The organism is Dyadobacter arcticus, from assembly GCF_011762185.1.
Classification (GTDB): Bacteria; Bacteroidota; Bacteroidia; order Cytophagales; family Spirosomataceae; genus Dyadobacter; species Dyadobacter arcticus.
Genome location: NZ_JAASQJ010000001.1, coordinates 1697601 through 1712412 on the forward strand (window position 1 = coordinate 1697601; position 14812 = coordinate 1712412).

Genomic DNA, 14812 nt, shown 5'->3' on the forward strand with positions numbered 1-14812 from the left:
TCAAAACTTTCCCCTATATTTGCCACGCAAACGATTAACAAAATTTCTATGAACATACAACCAAAACGCAGGCCAGAAATGGCACTGGAGAAGCAGACGGGTGAAAGTCCCGGGACCTGCCAAAGTTCGCTTTGTTGACGTTTGCAGTGACTTCTCCTTTCTTTTCATCCAAATCCATTAAACAATGCAAACGTCAAATGGAAACGGTGTTGACTCAAATGCAAATTCAGTCAACCCAACGAATGATGCACGTCACGCATCAAATGTCGGCGACCCGCTGACAGAGTCCCAAGCCGAGTTTTGGTATCTTGTAGAATGTCAGGGCTGTAAGGAGCTGGCACACTCGCTCAAAATGGTCCACGATCTGGCGCTTTATCATTCGGATATTCCGTTTGATATGGCTGAGAAGTCGGCGCTATTTGATTTGAAGGTGCTTTGGGAAGGCTTCGAGAAGATGGGGGCGAAAGTTTAGGAATTGGAGGACTGTTGGCGACAGTCCTTTTTTGTTTTACAGTGTCGTGGACCAGGGGGTTTCGTATCGCAATCTCATGCTGGATTACCGGGTGGGCATCCAATCACACCGCATTGAAAACGCAAGCGTTACTGCTCTGTCTATTGTAACCGATGTGTTCGATAACGTAACTGCCCTACATTACCTGAATATCCTTAAATCAAGGGATAAAATATCATGCTATTTCAGGATTTAGATGGCTATTCTTTCTGCGGAGCTTTGTAATGCCGAACCGTTCGATATCATGCGAGGGTCAGGCAATTACCAGGCAGTTCAAACATTACCATCAAATCGCAAAACAATGGCTACAAGAAATTACACCCGCGGAAATTCGGCAAACGAAATTTCCATTGCAGCAACCATCGGCACACCAGGGATAGCGCACACATCCGTGGCGCTTCACCGTGGAACCGGCCAGAAATTGATCATTGCAGAATCCGGCATAGATAGCGGAAACATACCCAAAACAGCTTTTGGGACGGCTCCGGATCTTGAAAACTGCAAGATCATTGTGGTCACGGCAATTGATTTCTCTGACATTGACCCGGCTAATTGGGAAAGTGCGAGGCAAAACCTTTTTACCAGATACGGCATGTCGGGCGGACTCTCCGGGGCTCAGGTTTACAACCATGATACAGACGATGTTACAGTGTTCCTTGACGGTCAATTAATTATTGTAACCAAAGTAATTATCCTGCTATGAGAGCTCAAATTATACTTTCGTTTTGCTTCACTCTTGCTTACGCCTCATCGTTTGCACAAGGTGATACCCTATCCTTGAAGGACATGGAAATCCCGACCTCTCCTGCTTTTGTTTTAATGGATCAGGCCCCAACCATTATCAGCAGACCCGCCAATCCAAAAGCATTTGCGGTAAGCATCCTGAATTCAGTCGAAGAAGCCAATGGCATACCCAAAAACTACGCGCTCGAATTCACCCCGTTTTGGTTTCTTAAATCCAAAAATATGACGGCACTGAAATACATGGGGTATAATGCTGCAAAGGGAAAGCAACTTCCATTTTCAGCGATGAGAATGGTATCGGTTTCCGGGGCATTTGTGAACACAAGCGGTGACAGCGCCGCAAAGAATGTATCTAACATTGCAATCGGTGCAAAAACGACGCTATTCAGATTGCGTACTGCTGAAGACCAGAAGCTTATACTTCAAGCGTATAAGGATATACTTGATTCACTTAAAAAGATTACGAAAAAGCTAGCGCTGGATCCAAATTTTATAACAGCTAGCCCATCGCAAAGGGATTCGATAGCCAATTCTTTGCTGAAAAACTATAAGAAGGATCGCCAAATAAACATCTTCGAAATTCTCAATCGAAGGCCACTTCTGACAGTCGATGGCGCAATTGGTTACAGCCGCTTTTTTACCGATCAGCAATATTCGAGCGGAAGCACAGGTCGCTTTGGTCAATGGCTGGTTGTAGGATTCACGCCAAGGTTCATGAAGGACAACAAACCAGTAGAGAACAGGTATCTCAACATCTATGGATTCCTTCGTCATCTCTCGGACGGCACACTTGCCAATGACAATGCGCAACGAAATGTCAGATATCTGGATTTAGGAGGTAAGATCGAATTGGAGTTCGATAAGTTGATTTTGAGTTTTGAAGCGATCGCGAGAAACAAACAGAATGATGATAAAAATATACTGACGCAAACCGGCAACACCAGTCGGTCGACGGGACTAATCAAATACAAAATCACAAACAACTTCTATGTTACCGGCTCATTCGGTAAAAATTTCGATTCCAAGAATAACCTGATATCTCTATTTGGAGTCAATTGGGGAATAAATTCAGGTGGAGAAAAGGCGCCCCTAGAAAAATAAACAGCTCAACGTTCAAGTTCACTCTCCCATCTAAATCAATTACTCAGATGCAACCCAAATTCGATTTAGACTACAAGAATGCCAAAATATCACTAGTCGGTATATTAGGTACCGTTATCGGTTGCCTGAGCATATTTTATCCGATGCTCTGCAACCAGGGAGGTTCCGTATTCCATGAAATTTCTTACGATCCGCGAAAGCTGGCAGACGAGGTTGTATCCGCACGCATCAAGATTTTTCAGGACAAATATAGAAAGATCGAGGTGGGGGAAATGGGCACATCTGTTCGTACCGGTGCAGATCTAGCGAAAAAAGCCCCTGATGGAGTAAAGAAACGTTCAGCTCTAACACCTGAGGAATTAGCTGGAAAAGCAAGGGATGTAGCTATGGGCTTAGACAAGAGCAACGGAACTAAGGGATCTCCACCTTCTCAGGATACCTCAAAAACTACCCTTAAGGATTCATTGTATAAAATGTACAATTTATATCAGATATATCAATCCAGATATATTTACAGCAGCCAGGCTGATACAGCTGCTTTCGATAAATTAAACAGAAATCTATTTTTTAATATAACCTCGGACTCAGTCGAGACATGGAGTGAAAATTATCCGGGCCGTAAAACTTTTTCCTTCTCGTATTTCATCAAGGATGCTTCGCTTCCGGTTGACAGCACCAATGCAAAAGGTGAATTTGCAATCGACACTTCAAATAATCACAACATCAATTTTATCGCCAGGCATCCGGCTGTTGGTGTATGGATATTTTGCATTGTGGTGTTTTATGGGTTTTGCTTTATTACAATAGGAACGTCCTACGACCTCAAGACAAAAATATATGAGCTTTTCGAGAAGGAGTCGGTTTCACAACTTGAAAAATATCGATACTATTTGTACGCAACTCTTTCACTGGTGATCATTTTATGCTTATCGCAGATCTGGGAGCACACGTTTATCGACTCTGATATTATCAAAAACATTTTTTTCATGGACACGCTTCGCACCTCCATGAATCTGACAATTATCCTGGGCTATATCACTGGTTCCCTTTGCATTGCCGGATTTCTCTTAACATCCGGGCTGCTGGCGTCCTTTGCCACGCAGTTCAAAACCAACTTCGTGCAAGCCGATTCCGAATTGCAAAAGCTTCAAAATGGAAAAAAGATGCTCGCTTTTGCCAAAGGTTACGATCCGGAAACTAAAGTGGTGTTCCTGAAAGTACTGGAGATATTCAACACTTATTTTATTTTAATATCGATTGTGCTATCCCTAATGGTGCTTTGTACCGGCACTTTGTTTTCTGCGGTGAACTCATTGGATTTTGTGAAACTGATCGCTAATGATTGGGGATACAGCCCGGCCCGGTCCGAGTTTGTTTATCTATATGGTGCTTTACACACGACCATTGTATTGATCGTTTATTTACCTGCCAAGCTGCGCTTTGATGAGCTGGAAGGGCTTTTCAATCAAGTCGCTGCCGGAGAGGAGACAGCAGAGACCACTCCGAAGTCCAAATGGTCGAGCCTCTTGAACTTTCAGATGGAAAGCTTAAAAAATTTGCTGGTTGTAGTGTCCCCGTTTTTAGCCAGCTTGCTCAATAATCTGTTCACCATGTTGGTTCAATGAGATCAGCAGCAGATCCGGTTTTACGGCAATAAAAGAAACACGGCCAATTGAATCCAAAGCATGGTCACACCAGCATGAAACTCCCCACTGATTGGGTTTGGTTTCATGCTGGTGTGACGCATAAAAGGCTGATTGTGGTCTGTTCAGATCTCCTGAATCTCTCGTAAAAAGCGCATGCTGGGCGAAAAGAAATATTCGCCACCTTTCATATGAACAAATTGGCCAAATGTAGCCGGCCTGAAATTTGGTTCGCCCCAGGTAACTGGATATTTGGGTCCTCCCTGTCCAATAATCAGATCAAGTCCATCAGGGTCGGCATCATTGAAATTGGGAAAAGTAGGGTTGTTGGCCCAACTCTGCTGAATAAACTGGAATTGATTGACAATACTCGCTTGATAACTCATAAAAAGCAGACCAACGCCTCCTTCTGGCTTGTTATCGATCATGCCATCATCCGGATCGTCGTTCCTATGTCCGAAAGGGATGCCTCTTCGCGCCATTCGTCGCTTTGCCGCTTCACCGGCTGGCAAGTCGGACCTTGGATTGGTTTTTCGTATGTGTGAATGAAAAGGACATTTGGACGCGTCCCCGCGTGTGAAATCAAAATTGTTGAACACAGATTGATTGACCATGGAGTCCGTCGGACTTTCCTGGACCGGCGTGCCGCCTTCAAATCGACCTACCAGCATTGCGCCAGCGCGTTCCTCGTCTTCTCCCTCCAATCCAATCTGAAATGCCAGAGCTTCCTCTGCCTGTTTAAATCCTTTTACATTTTGTTCGAGCTTACGAAAAACAAAATAGCTGCCTTTGGCATTTTCATCCTGGAAAAACGGGTCAGGAACCAATACCAGGTCGTGGTTGGCGCGCGGGTCAAATTTGATGTCATCATCAGACGTGATCTCATTATCCGCTCTGTAACGTTCCCATTCATCATCAAAGAACAAGGGTTGTGATATGCCGTCTACATAGCCGAAGTGCTCAATGCCAGCTCCCATATTGTTGAATATAGCATGCCCTTTCTCCACGCTGGCAATTTTTGTAAAGAACATGATAGACTTCTGAATTTCAACGACAAGTGCCCTTACCTTGTCGTCCGAAGCATGTGCTAGCAACAACATAAAATGTGGCTGCTGAAGACCCTCTTCCCAAAAATCAGCTGGAGGATCGTTTAACGGAGCATGAGCCATCCCAAGTTTAAATGCTTCATCCTCGAAGTCTTCTACCTTTTGGTCTCCAAAAAGATATTTGTATCCGGCAGCACTAATGTGCAGACAGGCAAAAACGCCACTGTCTACCTTCTCTGCTTTCCATCGGAGGTTGTTGTGTATCTGCTCCGAACCCGACCTGATGATTGGGTTCGTGCCGACAACCAAACTGTGAATCCAGGCTTTTACCAAATCCTGTTTGCCATCATCTCCGATAATGAAAAGGTTGGCCGTGTGGTGACGTCCGTGGGATTTAAGAATGTTGCCTTGAATCCCGTCAAGAAATGGAATGCTCTCAAACTGGTCTACTTGTAGCATAAAAAAAATGATTAAGGTTGAATTTTAATTAATTAGCCAATAAATAGAAGATGCTCTACTTCGCGCCGTTAGTGCAGCTCTTAACGGAAACTTGTCCGTCGGAGTCGACAAAATTGGTCGAAATAAACTGTGTAATAAATCCTTGAATATGATGACTTTGCATCCTGTAATTTATGGATATCGCCGCTTTGAAAAGAATAGCAAACTACCTAAGTTTACTTATCAACCCTTTTCATAAATGAATAAGCTTCTTATTTTTTTGTGCTTCCTGGCACATTCGGGATTTTGCGAGACCAATCGCATCGATAGCCTGAAAATGGAATTGAAAAATTTGGCACAGATTCCAATAGGCTATACACAGGATACGCTTCGCTTCAATATATTGAAATCTTTGATGAGGGCGTACGGAGATGTGTCCATCGATTCGTCTATTTACTACAATTCATATTTGATCAGGTTTTGTAAGGATAGGGGTTTGCAAAATCAAATGACCTATGCCCAATACTACACCGGGGTTATTTATGAAATGCAGGGAAAGCATCATGAAAGTATCAGAAGCAATTATAAAACGCTCAAACTGGCAGAAAACCAAAAACAATATGTATTAATAGCTTCCATCTTAGGCGTTCTGGCGCATTCACATGCAAGCCTTTTGCAATACGTTGAGGCACTTGCATTATGCCGGCGTGGGCTTCGTATTCTGCACGCGCACCCGGGTTCGGGAGCCTATAATGAAGAGTTGGCCCTGCTGAATACAGAGGGCGTTATTTTTCGTGAAACGGGCAAATTGGATGAAGCCTTAAAAGCTAACCAGGGTATGTATACGCTGGCGCGGACCAGGCCTTTTTACAAATGGTACGAGGCGCATGGATTGCACGCCATCGGATTGGTTTACAAGGAGCAAGGGAAATTAACAGAGGCTATTAAATACCACGAAAATGCGCTTGCATTAGCCAATAAAATAGGTAGTACATTCTTGGAGGCGAATATTGTGATCAATATGGCTGATATACTGATCCTTCAAAAAAAATGGATCAAAGCATTGAACTGGTCGGCTAGGGCTGAGCGCATGGCTTTACAATTAAACAATGCCAGTATCATCATGGAGGTGCAGCAGAATTTGTACAGGATTTTCAAAAATACTGGCAAACAGGCGCAGGCACTAGAAGCCTATGAGAAATTTTCATCAATCAGAGATAGCCTGCAGGCGGAGAAAAGCCGGCAGCGTATCGCGGCAATACAAGAGCAGTACAATACCGAGCAGAAAGCTCATAATTTACAGCAAAGTGTGCAACTACTCAAAAAGGAAAATGAAAATCAAAGACTGGCCCAGATAAGGGATTGGTTGATCATGGGAGCTTCTGGAGTTCTGCTTGTTTCCCTTCTGCTTGTCCGGTACAACCGGCGACTCCGGGAAAAAAACAAGGAGCTGATAAGGAAAAACAAGGAAATCAAGGAGGCACATTTCAAAGGTCAGGCAATTGAGAGGAAGCGGGTCGCTCTTGAATTACATGATAACCTCAGTAGTTTGTTGAGCGCAGTTAATATGAGTGTACAATCCATCAATACGCAGCATTTGTCGGAGTCTGAACAGTCGGTATACCTGAATGTGAAGCACCTTATTCAAAATGCTTATGCCGAGGTACGGAACATTTCTCACAACATTCTTCCAGCCGAATTGGAACAGGAAGGATTGTCGATAACCCTGACGAAGCTGGTTGAAAGATTGAATGAAAGTTTGCCGATAAAATTCTCGATTGTAATACTGGGTCTGCAGGAAAGGCTGCCGGTTGAGATCGAATACAATATGTACAGTATTGTGCTGGAATTGCTCAACAATGTTATTAAGCATGCACAGGCCACAACTACATCTATTAGCGTTATCAGGGATGAATTGGGTATCAATTTATCTGTAACGGACGATGGTATTGGTTTTAACCCTAATCAGAAAAAGCGGGGTGTGGGTATTCAAAATGTCCAGGCAAGACTGGAATCGCTGGGAGGGGATTTCAATGTCTTAAATCCAGATGAGCGCGGCACTCAGATTATAATAAGCGTTCCCATTGAAACGGTGGGGATTAACAGGAATGTCGGTATGCTATAAACGCCGACAAAATATTGCCGGCGTTTAGGGGTTTACGTGATTATTTAACTTCTAATTTTCAATTTTGACGTTTGAAATTTACGGCACAATTGGATTCATTTTTTTTACAGTAGCGGGTGTAGGCAATTCCAGCTCTGTGAATTTCATCACTGTTGCGCCAGCGTCATTTTTGAATCGAAATCCGTTGGCAAATGTAAAATTGAACCATGCTTCGTCGAATCCGGCGATAACTTCCTCGATTTTGTCAAGTTTAACTACATCACCTGATGTCAATATTATCGAGGGGTCTCTTTTAAATATTCTCATAAAATCACCACTATCCTGATCATCTTTAAATTTTAGGACATCATTTTCCGGATTTACATTTGAGTCTTCAAGTAAAACCAGAACAATATCTCCTAATTTCGATACAGTCGCGGGTCCTTTTAAATCGCAATATCTCCAATCTGTTAATACTTCTGCTTCGGTAGGCATAATCTTAGTTTGGGGGGTTAAGTGAAAAAAATAGTTAAACGATCTTAAATTTTATGGCATATTTTACTAGTCCAATCGTTGTCTGAACACCTAATTTCTGGATGAGATGCTTCCGGTGCGTTTCAACTGTGGATGCTTCGATAAATAATTTTTTGGCTATCTCTGTTCCTGAGTATTCTTGCGCGATCAGCTGTAATACTTCCAGCTCCCGTTTTGTGATCGCAATTTTTTGAGGATTGTCAATATCCGGGACAAATTCTAGTTTTGTATCATTTGCTAATAACATTAAAACCTGTTCGCTGTAATATTTACTTCCGCGGGCAATTGTGTTCAATGCATTTTCGAGTTCACTACGTTCCGCACTTTTCAACACATATCCATCAGCTCCCGCACGAATGGCTTCTTTAATTGTATCGGGCTGATCGGCGACTGTCAATAAACAGATCTTAATCTGCGGAAACCGCTGTCGCAATTGTAAAGTCAAATCAATGCCGCCCATGACCGGCATTTGAAGATCAGAAACAACAAGCGCAATATTGTCGTCCAATTCCAAGGCATTCAAAACCTGCTGTCCATTGACGTGCTTCGAAACAACCTCAATACCATCGATACTTTGCAGAAGTAGGGCCAGGCTATCCAGTAAAATTCTATGATCTTCCGCTACTAGTATGCGCATGAAATTATTGACGTTCGATAGATTTTGACATTTCAAAATTCACACATTATGCAAGATATCGAAATACCGATATTTCATGATTCTCTATCCTCAAATTTCGGGATATTTAAAATGACTCAACTGATTGCTATGTTAACAAAAAGCTTCACATTGCTCTTTTATCTCAAAAAGCGCAACAATAACGTCAAAGGTGAATTGCCAATCTACATGAGATTTGACAGTTGACGGTTAACGGATTGAAATAAGCACAAAAAGGGAGTGCGAGCCTGAAAAATGGAACTCGTCAGCCGGCAGGAAGAATGGTGCCAAAGAAGATGTAAAGCTTCTCAATGCCTATTTGGATACCCTTCAGTCCAAAGTTTATGGCAGTGATGGTGAAAAGTGGGTAGTGATAAAAAGACAAAAGAACGACTCGCCCTCACGCATTCCACTTTTACCCCAAGCGCTGTCAATAATCGCCGAATATGATGATCATCCGCAATGTATAAATCAGGATAGACTGCTACCGGTGTTGTCAAACCAGAAAATGAATTCTTACCTGAAAGAAATCGCTGATCTATGCCGGATTACCAAGGCAATCACTTTTCACTTGGCCAGGCATACTTTTGCGACAACCGTAACCTTGACGAATGGAGTGCCAATCGAGAGCGTTTCAAAAATGTTGGGGCGCCGAAATATTAAAACGACTCAGCTTTATGCGAAGATCGTCGATAACAAAATTGGGGACGATATGAGAAGGTTAAAAGAGGTATTAGGTACTCCATAGATAGTTGTTTGACAAACAAACTCGGCAAAAGGGCAGCTAAATAAGTGTCCCTATTGCGTGAGAATTTTTTAAAGCCGCCAAAAGCTTACGGCATAATGGCGGCTTTTTTTGTTGCATAGGCCTTGGTACGATACGCCGCCGGCCCTCCGGGCACTTATTCGGTATTCAGAATGTTTCTGAGAAGCTTGGGTGTCAAACCGAGTAGAGTTGCTAAATCGATTGGATATCTGGGAAAGTGGGTAGGCAAGGTCAAAAACAAGATACACGTAGTTTCGCGTATAGGTTATTACGTCCTTTTGCGTAGCTAAATGTGTGAATAGTTGTTTTCTCGTATTTCCTTGCTGATCAAAATCCCTGAGTTTTGTACCTGACAGTTGGCGTTGATGATACTGGAAGTTTGGTAACTAAACAGAAATCGCATGGGACACGAGTATGCATTGGATTGGTTAGACCAGATGGTCAATGATCTGGATCCGCTAAGAACAGAACCTGAAAGTCTGGACAACTATCAATCAATTTCTATTATCGACAAAGCCGAGCAAGAAGAAAAGCGACTTATCGTTTTGTTCAGACAGATTGCGTTCCAAAAATGGAAAGCTCGCCAGATGTCTTCGAGGGGTAACAGCGTTTATAGCTTACCGTTATCGAAGTTCTGTAGATCGGGATCTCTCTTTAAATATGGTCCTCGTCGATCCTGGCGCCCACGATCTTCGCAAACTAGCGAACCAAGAGGTGATGAAGGTTAATCGAATCCCGTTGTGGTCAGCGAGACATTCAAACGTTTGGAATTGATCATGATAGAGAGGAATTTCAATTCGCCATGGTTTATCAAATATTTGACATCGAAATTTTTGATTGAACTTGATAATGTAGGCGATTCGTCCTCGGTGATGGAACGCCTGGGCTTTCTACAGAAAACATTTAATCAGGTGCCTGTCATGAAAGACATTATTTTCAGCGATCGCTACGACGATATGAGCTTGGCCATTAATAGCTGGTTTATTCAGGAAATTGATTTTCTGTCTAAAAAGGCTAGCCCTGCTTTAAGTGCGCTGAATGAAGTTTCGTCCAAAAAAGGTAATAAAAAGCTACACCGTTGAGGAACGCGACAAAACTTTATTGATTGATATGATGACGAGGCTGATCAGGAAAATTGAGGAATTGTAAGGCGGATTGTCGTATATTAACCAGCGTCTATTTAGCGTGAATTGTGATGATTTTATCAGGATAGAAGCCAATATGATTTAAAAAAGTCAAGCACCAGCAAATGGCACCGTCATCAGATACTCCCAGGGACCACAAACGAGAGCCATTAGGTTGGATCATATGTTTATTGGTTTGAAAATACGGTGGTTGAGATAAATAATGAAATTTTACTTTACTTTTAAGATTTTGTTTTTATACTATCGTAAAACGAAGGTACATTTTCTTGAAAGAGACCGTCGACGGCACCGACGTTGATCAACCTGTTTTTTTGATCCACCAATAGGAACAGAAGGTACCTCATTGCCTTTCTACTTAACATGAGTTCGGTACCAATCCTTATTTTGAGGGTTTCAACAAAAAAAGGGTTAATATAGAAATTAGCATCAGCCCACCCTAATTATGGAAGCAAAGGAAATATTGAAACAACATGTTAGTAAAACAGCAATGCTGACTGATGAGCAATTCGAACATTTTTTTTCTCACTTTAAACCAAAATCTTTAAAAAAGGGGCAGGTTTTAATCAGTGAAGGGGAAAAGGTAGATCATGAATACTTTGTGATATCCGGATGTCTGAAGGCTTTTTTTATCAACGATCAGATTAAAATGTATATTCTGCAGTTTGCTATGACAACCTGGTGGACTTCTGATTACGGCGCTTTATACAATCAAAGTAAGGCCACGATCGGTGTCGACAGCATTACCGACGCGGAAGTGCTTTGCCTTTCCAATCAGGATCGCGAAAAACTCTGTTCCCAATTGCACCAAGTTGAACATTTTTTCCGCTGGCGTACTAACAAAGGATATCTTGCTTCCCAAAAAAGGCTGTTGTCGTTTATGAACAACGACACAAAAGCACGCTATGAAGAATTGCTCGCGTTATACCCACAGCTTTACAACCTGGTCCCCAAACACCTCATTGCCTCCTACCTCGGTGTATCGCGTGAGACACTCAGCAGACTTTACAATACCCATAGATAACGTCATTTACAAATGTGATCTACATCACGTAACGCGCTGAAATTTCCTGATGTCCTTTGTTTTATCAAATTAAACAACAATTGATAAAACAAAGAACATGAAAACTAGAACATTTGAAGTCGCAAGCGTACAAAGCAACATCGACTGGACCGGGAAAAAAGTAACCGGCGCGCATCATGGTACCATTGGCGACACATTGATCTACAATGAATTTGAATTGGACGTGAAATTAACTGCTTCAGCTACCCTTTAATTTAAAAGCCATGCCATACATAAAAATTGAGCTGACACGAGAAGGCGTTACCCGGGCTAAAAAACAGGCGCTTATTGCAGGAGTGACTAATTTGATCACGGAAGTATTGGATAAAGATCCGAAGCTCACACATGTAGTGATACAGGAAATTGACCTGGATGACTGGGGCTACGCAGGTGAGCAGGTATCTGTACTTCGGGAAAAGGGAATCACTGCCAACAGATAATAACAGCATCAAATATTCAAACAATCATGAAAACACAAACCATCATCGTAACCGGCGCATCGACAGGTATTGGTAAGGCGATAGCAGGTTTATTCCTGAAATACGGGTATAATGTGGTCATCAACGCGGCCAATGAAAATAATTTACAAGCAGCCTTTGAGGAACTTGGTCATCACGACCGGCTAGCTCAGGTCGCTGGTGACATCAGTAATACAAATACCGGCGAAGCACTGGTAAATATGGCAATAACACGGTTTGGCGCTGTAAATGTACTAATAAACAACGCTGGCATATTCGAACCAAAACCATTTCTGGACGTCAATGAAGCCTATCTCGACAAGTTTTTAAACGTCAATTTAAAAGGTACCTTTTTTACTAGTCAGGCTGCGATCAGGCAGATGCTCAAACAAGGCGAAGGCTCGATTATTAATATCGGAACCGTATTGGTCGACCACGCAATCGGCGGTTTTCCGGCAACTGCGCCTATTTCAAGCAAAGGCGGCATTCACGCTCTGACGCGCCAGTTGGCAACTGAATTTGGTAAAAACAATATTCGGGTCAATGGAATTGCGCCAGGGATAATACGGAGTCCCCTGCAGGCAAAAATCGGTATCAATAACGCAGACAGCCTTGCTGGTCTTCACCTGGTCGACCGAATCGGCGAAAAGAATGACGTTGCCGAACTTGCGCTGTATCTGGCAGGCAGCAACTTTATAACCGGTGAGATTATCAATCTGGATGGAGGCCACGTTGCTGGTCATCATATTTCGTAATGGCTTGATATTCAGTAAAAGTTAAAAGGTGTGCGGAGATGCGTTATGCACCAACGCATGCCTTTCCACCAAAAAAATAGAAAACAAATGGAAAATTACACAGATAATTCAGCGGCGGTATCAGCCGTATTATCAAATTACTTTAACGGCGTTTTTAAAGGAGATATTGAATTGCTTAAACAGGTATTTCACCCACAGGCCCTTGTAGCCGGCGATGTAAATGGCACATCTTATTTCAAAAAACTTGACGAATATCTTAACGGCGTTAAAAACCGCAAAAGCCCGTTTGAGTTGAACGAGGAATTCAGGATGGAAATACTGGCAATAGAAATCATCAACTCAATAGCAATTGCCAGGGTACATGTGCCTATGTTTGATTTTAATTATTATGATCTCCTTTCATTGAACAAGATCAATGGAGAATGGGTTATCGTAAACAAATTAATGACAAATGTAACCGCCTGAGCTAGGTGGAACGAATCGAAAACAACCAGACTATTAGGGATTAAATATCCTATCCTGCTTGGCCCTATGGGTGGAGGATTTTCAACGCCTCAGTTGTTGGCCACTTTGTCGCGCATATGCAGATGCCCGCTTACGCAAAGTTTCACATTTGGGAATGTATGGTAGGCGTGAGGTATTATCATTTCAATATGTTGTATGTTTTGTTAAACAGGGCAATATAATCCATCCAAATTGGACACTTACAGGATGGTGATCAGATAATGGCTTCCCATTAGCGTCCTTAAATGATTGGTTTTCGTAAACATACGATAGAGGCGTAAGTTGTACCTTATGGCTGCTGCGATAAAGGATCTTATCAATTGTTTCATCTTTTTCACTGAGGTTATAAGTGAATTTCACTGGTTCTTAAATCTGGCTGCGCCATTGCATCCGCTGATCAGGTACGAAAAGGCATTAATAGTTGATGTAATCCTCTTTAAAGCTTCCATCCGCGTACAGATCAATTAAACCATAACCAGGCGCGGTTTGCCTGTTGTTGCCTCTCCACCAGGCTCCGCTGACCGCACCATTACAGATGTAATTTACGTTGTTATAAAGCACCTTGTCACGTAAATGAATGTGGCCGCTCAGGCAAAGTTTGACATTTGGATGCTGGTAGAACAGGTTGATAATGCGGGAAGTGTCCGTGTGCATTTCACCACCCAGCATCTGCCATTTGTTGACTACATTGTCCTCTACCATCAGCGTTGCCGTCAAAATCGGGATGTGTGATAGTATCAGGACGTTCGTTCCTGAATCTGTTGTTTTTAATTCATTTTCCAGCCATGCAAACTGTTCTTCGCCCAGTTTGCCTATGTACCAGGTGTCGTCAATATCTAAATGTACGCTGTCCAGCACGATAAATTTCCAGCCGTTTTGTGTCCAGCTGTGATAGGGTTTTGAAAGACCTAGCTGATCCAGGGTGTACTGCTTACCATATACGGCCTGCCCTTTGTTGTTTTCATTCCACCAAATGTCATGATTGCCAAGACAGTATTTGGCCGGAACGCTGCATTCAGACTTCATGGTGTTATTAAAAAGCTTCCACTGATCATTGATGGTGGAGATATTTTCTTTGTTCATATCAAACACAATATCACCGCCATTCAGTATCAGATCCACCTTTGGCGTTTGCTGCTGCACATGATGCAGACATTTGATAAATTTCGCAGGTGCTTCGAACTCGTTTTTCAGGTGAACATCGGTTAAATGGGCAATTCGCAGCACAGGTGCAACCTGTTTTGCAGCTTCACCGAACGTCAGGGATGGGGCTAACAATAAGCCTCCGATATTTTTAAGCGCTGATCTTCTTTCCATTTTTGTTTTAATTAAATCAGCAGCTATACAG

Annotated in this window: 15 protein-coding genes and 1 pseudogene; 12 read left to right on the top strand and 4 right to left on the bottom strand. The window is 42.5% G+C overall.

What is annotated here, in order from left to right; translation table 11 throughout:
- The first annotated feature begins 184 nt into the window (after nucleotides 1-184).
- The 4 genes from FHS68_RS07375 (at nucleotide 185) to FHS68_RS07390 (ending at nucleotide 3981) form a co-directional block, all read left to right on the top strand.
- Nucleotides 185-472: a hypothetical protein gene (locus FHS68_RS07375; protein ID WP_167268567.1), complete on the top strand. Its 288-nt coding sequence runs from the start codon at nucleotides 185-187 to the stop codon at nucleotides 470-472.
- Nucleotides 473-812: 340 nt separating this feature from the next.
- Nucleotides 813-1214 (top strand): hypothetical protein, encoded by a 402-nt coding sequence (locus tag FHS68_RS07380; RefSeq protein WP_167268569.1) that lies wholly within the window; start codon nucleotides 813-815, stop codon nucleotides 1212-1214.
- Complete coding sequence (locus FHS68_RS07385) at nucleotides 1211-2356, top strand: hypothetical protein (RefSeq protein ID WP_208408198.1); 1146 nt, start codon at nucleotides 1211-1213, stop codon at nucleotides 2354-2356. Before FHS68_RS07380 ends, FHS68_RS07385 begins: the two co-directional genes overlap by 4 nt.
- Nucleotides 2357-2403: 47 nt before the next feature.
- Nucleotides 2404-3981 (top strand): hypothetical protein, encoded by a 1578-nt coding sequence (locus tag FHS68_RS07390; RefSeq protein WP_167268573.1) that lies wholly within the window; start codon nucleotides 2404-2406, stop codon nucleotides 3979-3981.
- A gap of 143 nt (nucleotides 3982-4124) precedes the next feature.
- Here FHS68_RS07390 and FHS68_RS07395 read toward each other — a convergent pair whose 3' ends face one another.
- A complete protein-coding gene (locus tag FHS68_RS07395) occupies nucleotides 4125-5504 on the bottom strand; it encodes a Dyp-type peroxidase (RefSeq protein WP_167268575.1) in 1380 nt (459 codons plus the stop codon).
- Nucleotides 5505-5742: 238 nt separating this feature from the next.
- On the opposite strand from FHS68_RS07395, the gene FHS68_RS07400 reads away from it, so the two are divergent.
- Nucleotides 5743-7608, top strand: a complete 1866-nt coding sequence (locus FHS68_RS07400) for a tetratricopeptide repeat-containing sensor histidine kinase (protein WP_167268577.1) — start codon at nucleotides 5743-5745, stop codon at nucleotides 7606-7608.
- Between the two features lie 78 nt (nucleotides 7609-7686).
- Here FHS68_RS07400 and FHS68_RS07405 read toward each other — a convergent pair whose 3' ends face one another.
- Both FHS68_RS07405 and FHS68_RS07410 read right to left on the bottom strand, forming a co-directional pair.
- A complete protein-coding gene (locus FHS68_RS07405) occupies nucleotides 7687-8082 on the bottom strand; it encodes a hypothetical protein (RefSeq protein WP_167268579.1) in 396 nt (131 codons plus the stop codon).
- 34 nt (nucleotides 8083-8116) lie between these two features.
- Nucleotides 8117-8758: a response regulator gene (locus tag FHS68_RS07410; RefSeq protein ID WP_167268581.1), complete on the bottom strand. Its 642-nt coding sequence runs from the start codon at nucleotides 8756-8758 to the stop codon at nucleotides 8117-8119.
- A gap of 364 nt (nucleotides 8759-9122) precedes the next feature.
- Between FHS68_RS07410 and FHS68_RS07415 the strand changes: the two are divergent.
- From FHS68_RS07415 to FHS68_RS07445, 7 genes and pseudogenes are all read left to right on the top strand, one after another.
- Nucleotides 9123-9524 (top strand): annotated as a pseudogene (locus FHS68_RS07415) (site-specific integrase); the annotation flags it as partial.
- A 794-nt stretch (nucleotides 9525-10318) separates the two neighbouring features.
- Nucleotides 10319-10624, top strand: coding sequence for a hypothetical protein (locus FHS68_RS07420; RefSeq protein WP_167268583.1), 306 nt, complete (start codon nucleotides 10319-10321; stop codon nucleotides 10622-10624).
- A 505-nt stretch (nucleotides 10625-11129) separates the two neighbouring features.
- Complete coding sequence (locus FHS68_RS07425; protein WP_167268585.1) at nucleotides 11130-11708, top strand: Crp/Fnr family transcriptional regulator; 579 nt, start codon at nucleotides 11130-11132, stop codon at nucleotides 11706-11708.
- 97 nt (nucleotides 11709-11805) lie between these two features.
- Nucleotides 11806-11961 carry a hypothetical protein gene (locus FHS68_RS26235; protein ID WP_208408202.1) on the top strand — a complete coding sequence of 52 codons (156 nt, stop codon included), beginning with the start codon at nucleotides 11806-11808 and terminating at the stop codon, nucleotides 11959-11961.
- A 10-nt stretch (nucleotides 11962-11971) separates the two neighbouring features.
- The gene (locus FHS68_RS07435) at nucleotides 11972-12187 is read left to right on the top strand and encodes a tautomerase family protein (RefSeq protein WP_167268587.1); all 216 of its coding nucleotides are present in this window, start codon (nucleotides 11972-11974) and stop codon (nucleotides 12185-12187) included.
- A 26-nt stretch (nucleotides 12188-12213) separates the two neighbouring features.
- Nucleotides 12214-12960, top strand: a complete 747-nt coding sequence (locus FHS68_RS07440; RefSeq protein ID WP_167268589.1) for an SDR family NAD(P)-dependent oxidoreductase — start codon at nucleotides 12214-12216, stop codon at nucleotides 12958-12960.
- Nucleotides 12961-13047: 87 nt separating this feature from the next.
- On the top strand, nucleotides 13048-13425 hold the full coding sequence (locus FHS68_RS07445; protein WP_167268591.1) for a nuclear transport factor 2 family protein: 378 nt from the start codon (nucleotides 13048-13050) through the stop codon (nucleotides 13423-13425).
- 453 nt (nucleotides 13426-13878) lie between these two features.
- Here FHS68_RS07445 and FHS68_RS07450 read toward each other — a convergent pair whose 3' ends face one another.
- Nucleotides 13879-14781 carry a metallophosphoesterase family protein gene (locus FHS68_RS07450; RefSeq protein WP_167268593.1) on the bottom strand — a complete coding sequence of 301 codons (903 nt, stop codon included), beginning with the start codon at nucleotides 14779-14781 and terminating at the stop codon, nucleotides 13879-13881.
- Nucleotides 14782-14812: the final 31 nt, after the last annotated feature.

Coding starts and splice junctions, on each gene's coding strand:
- FHS68_RS07425 (WP_167268585.1), top strand. CDS start 11,130: ATGGAAGCAAAGGAAATATTGAAACAACATGTTAGTAAAACAGCAATG.
- FHS68_RS07395 (WP_167268575.1), bottom strand. CDS start 5,504: ATGCTACAAGTAGACCAGTTTGAGAGCATTCCATTTCTTGACGGGATT.
- FHS68_RS07410 (WP_167268581.1), bottom strand. CDS start 8,758: ATGCGCATACTAGTAGCGGAAGATCATAGAATTTTACTGGATAGCCTG.
- FHS68_RS07445 (WP_167268591.1), top strand. CDS start 13,048: ATGGAAAATTACACAGATAATTCAGCGGCGGTATCAGCCGTATTATCA.
- FHS68_RS07405 (WP_167268579.1), bottom strand. CDS start 8,082: ATGCCTACCGAAGCAGAAGTATTAACAGATTGGAGATATTGCGATTTA.
- FHS68_RS07390 (WP_167268573.1), top strand. CDS start 2,404: ATGCAACCCAAATTCGATTTAGACTACAAGAATGCCAAAATATCACTA.
- FHS68_RS07380 (WP_167268569.1), top strand. CDS start 813: ATGGCTACAAGAAATTACACCCGCGGAAATTCGGCAAACGAAATTTCC.
- FHS68_RS26235 (WP_208408202.1), top strand. CDS start 11,806: ATGAAAACTAGAACATTTGAAGTCGCAAGCGTACAAAGCAACATCGAC.
- FHS68_RS07435 (WP_167268587.1), top strand. CDS start 11,972: ATGCCATACATAAAAATTGAGCTGACACGAGAAGGCGTTACCCGGGCT.
- FHS68_RS07375 (WP_167268567.1), top strand. CDS start 185: ATGCAAACGTCAAATGGAAACGGTGTTGACTCAAATGCAAATTCAGTC.
- FHS68_RS07420 (WP_167268583.1), top strand. CDS start 10,319: ATGATAGAGAGGAATTTCAATTCGCCATGGTTTATCAAATATTTGACA.
- FHS68_RS07440 (WP_167268589.1), top strand. CDS start 12,214: ATGAAAACACAAACCATCATCGTAACCGGCGCATCGACAGGTATTGGT.
- FHS68_RS07400 (WP_167268577.1), top strand. CDS start 5,743: ATGAATAAGCTTCTTATTTTTTTGTGCTTCCTGGCACATTCGGGATTT.
- FHS68_RS07450 (WP_167268593.1), bottom strand. CDS start 14,781: ATGGAAAGAAGATCAGCGCTTAAAAATATCGGAGGCTTATTGTTAGCC.
- FHS68_RS07385 (WP_208408198.1), top strand. CDS start 1,211: ATGAGAGCTCAAATTATACTTTCGTTTTGCTTCACTCTTGCTTACGCC.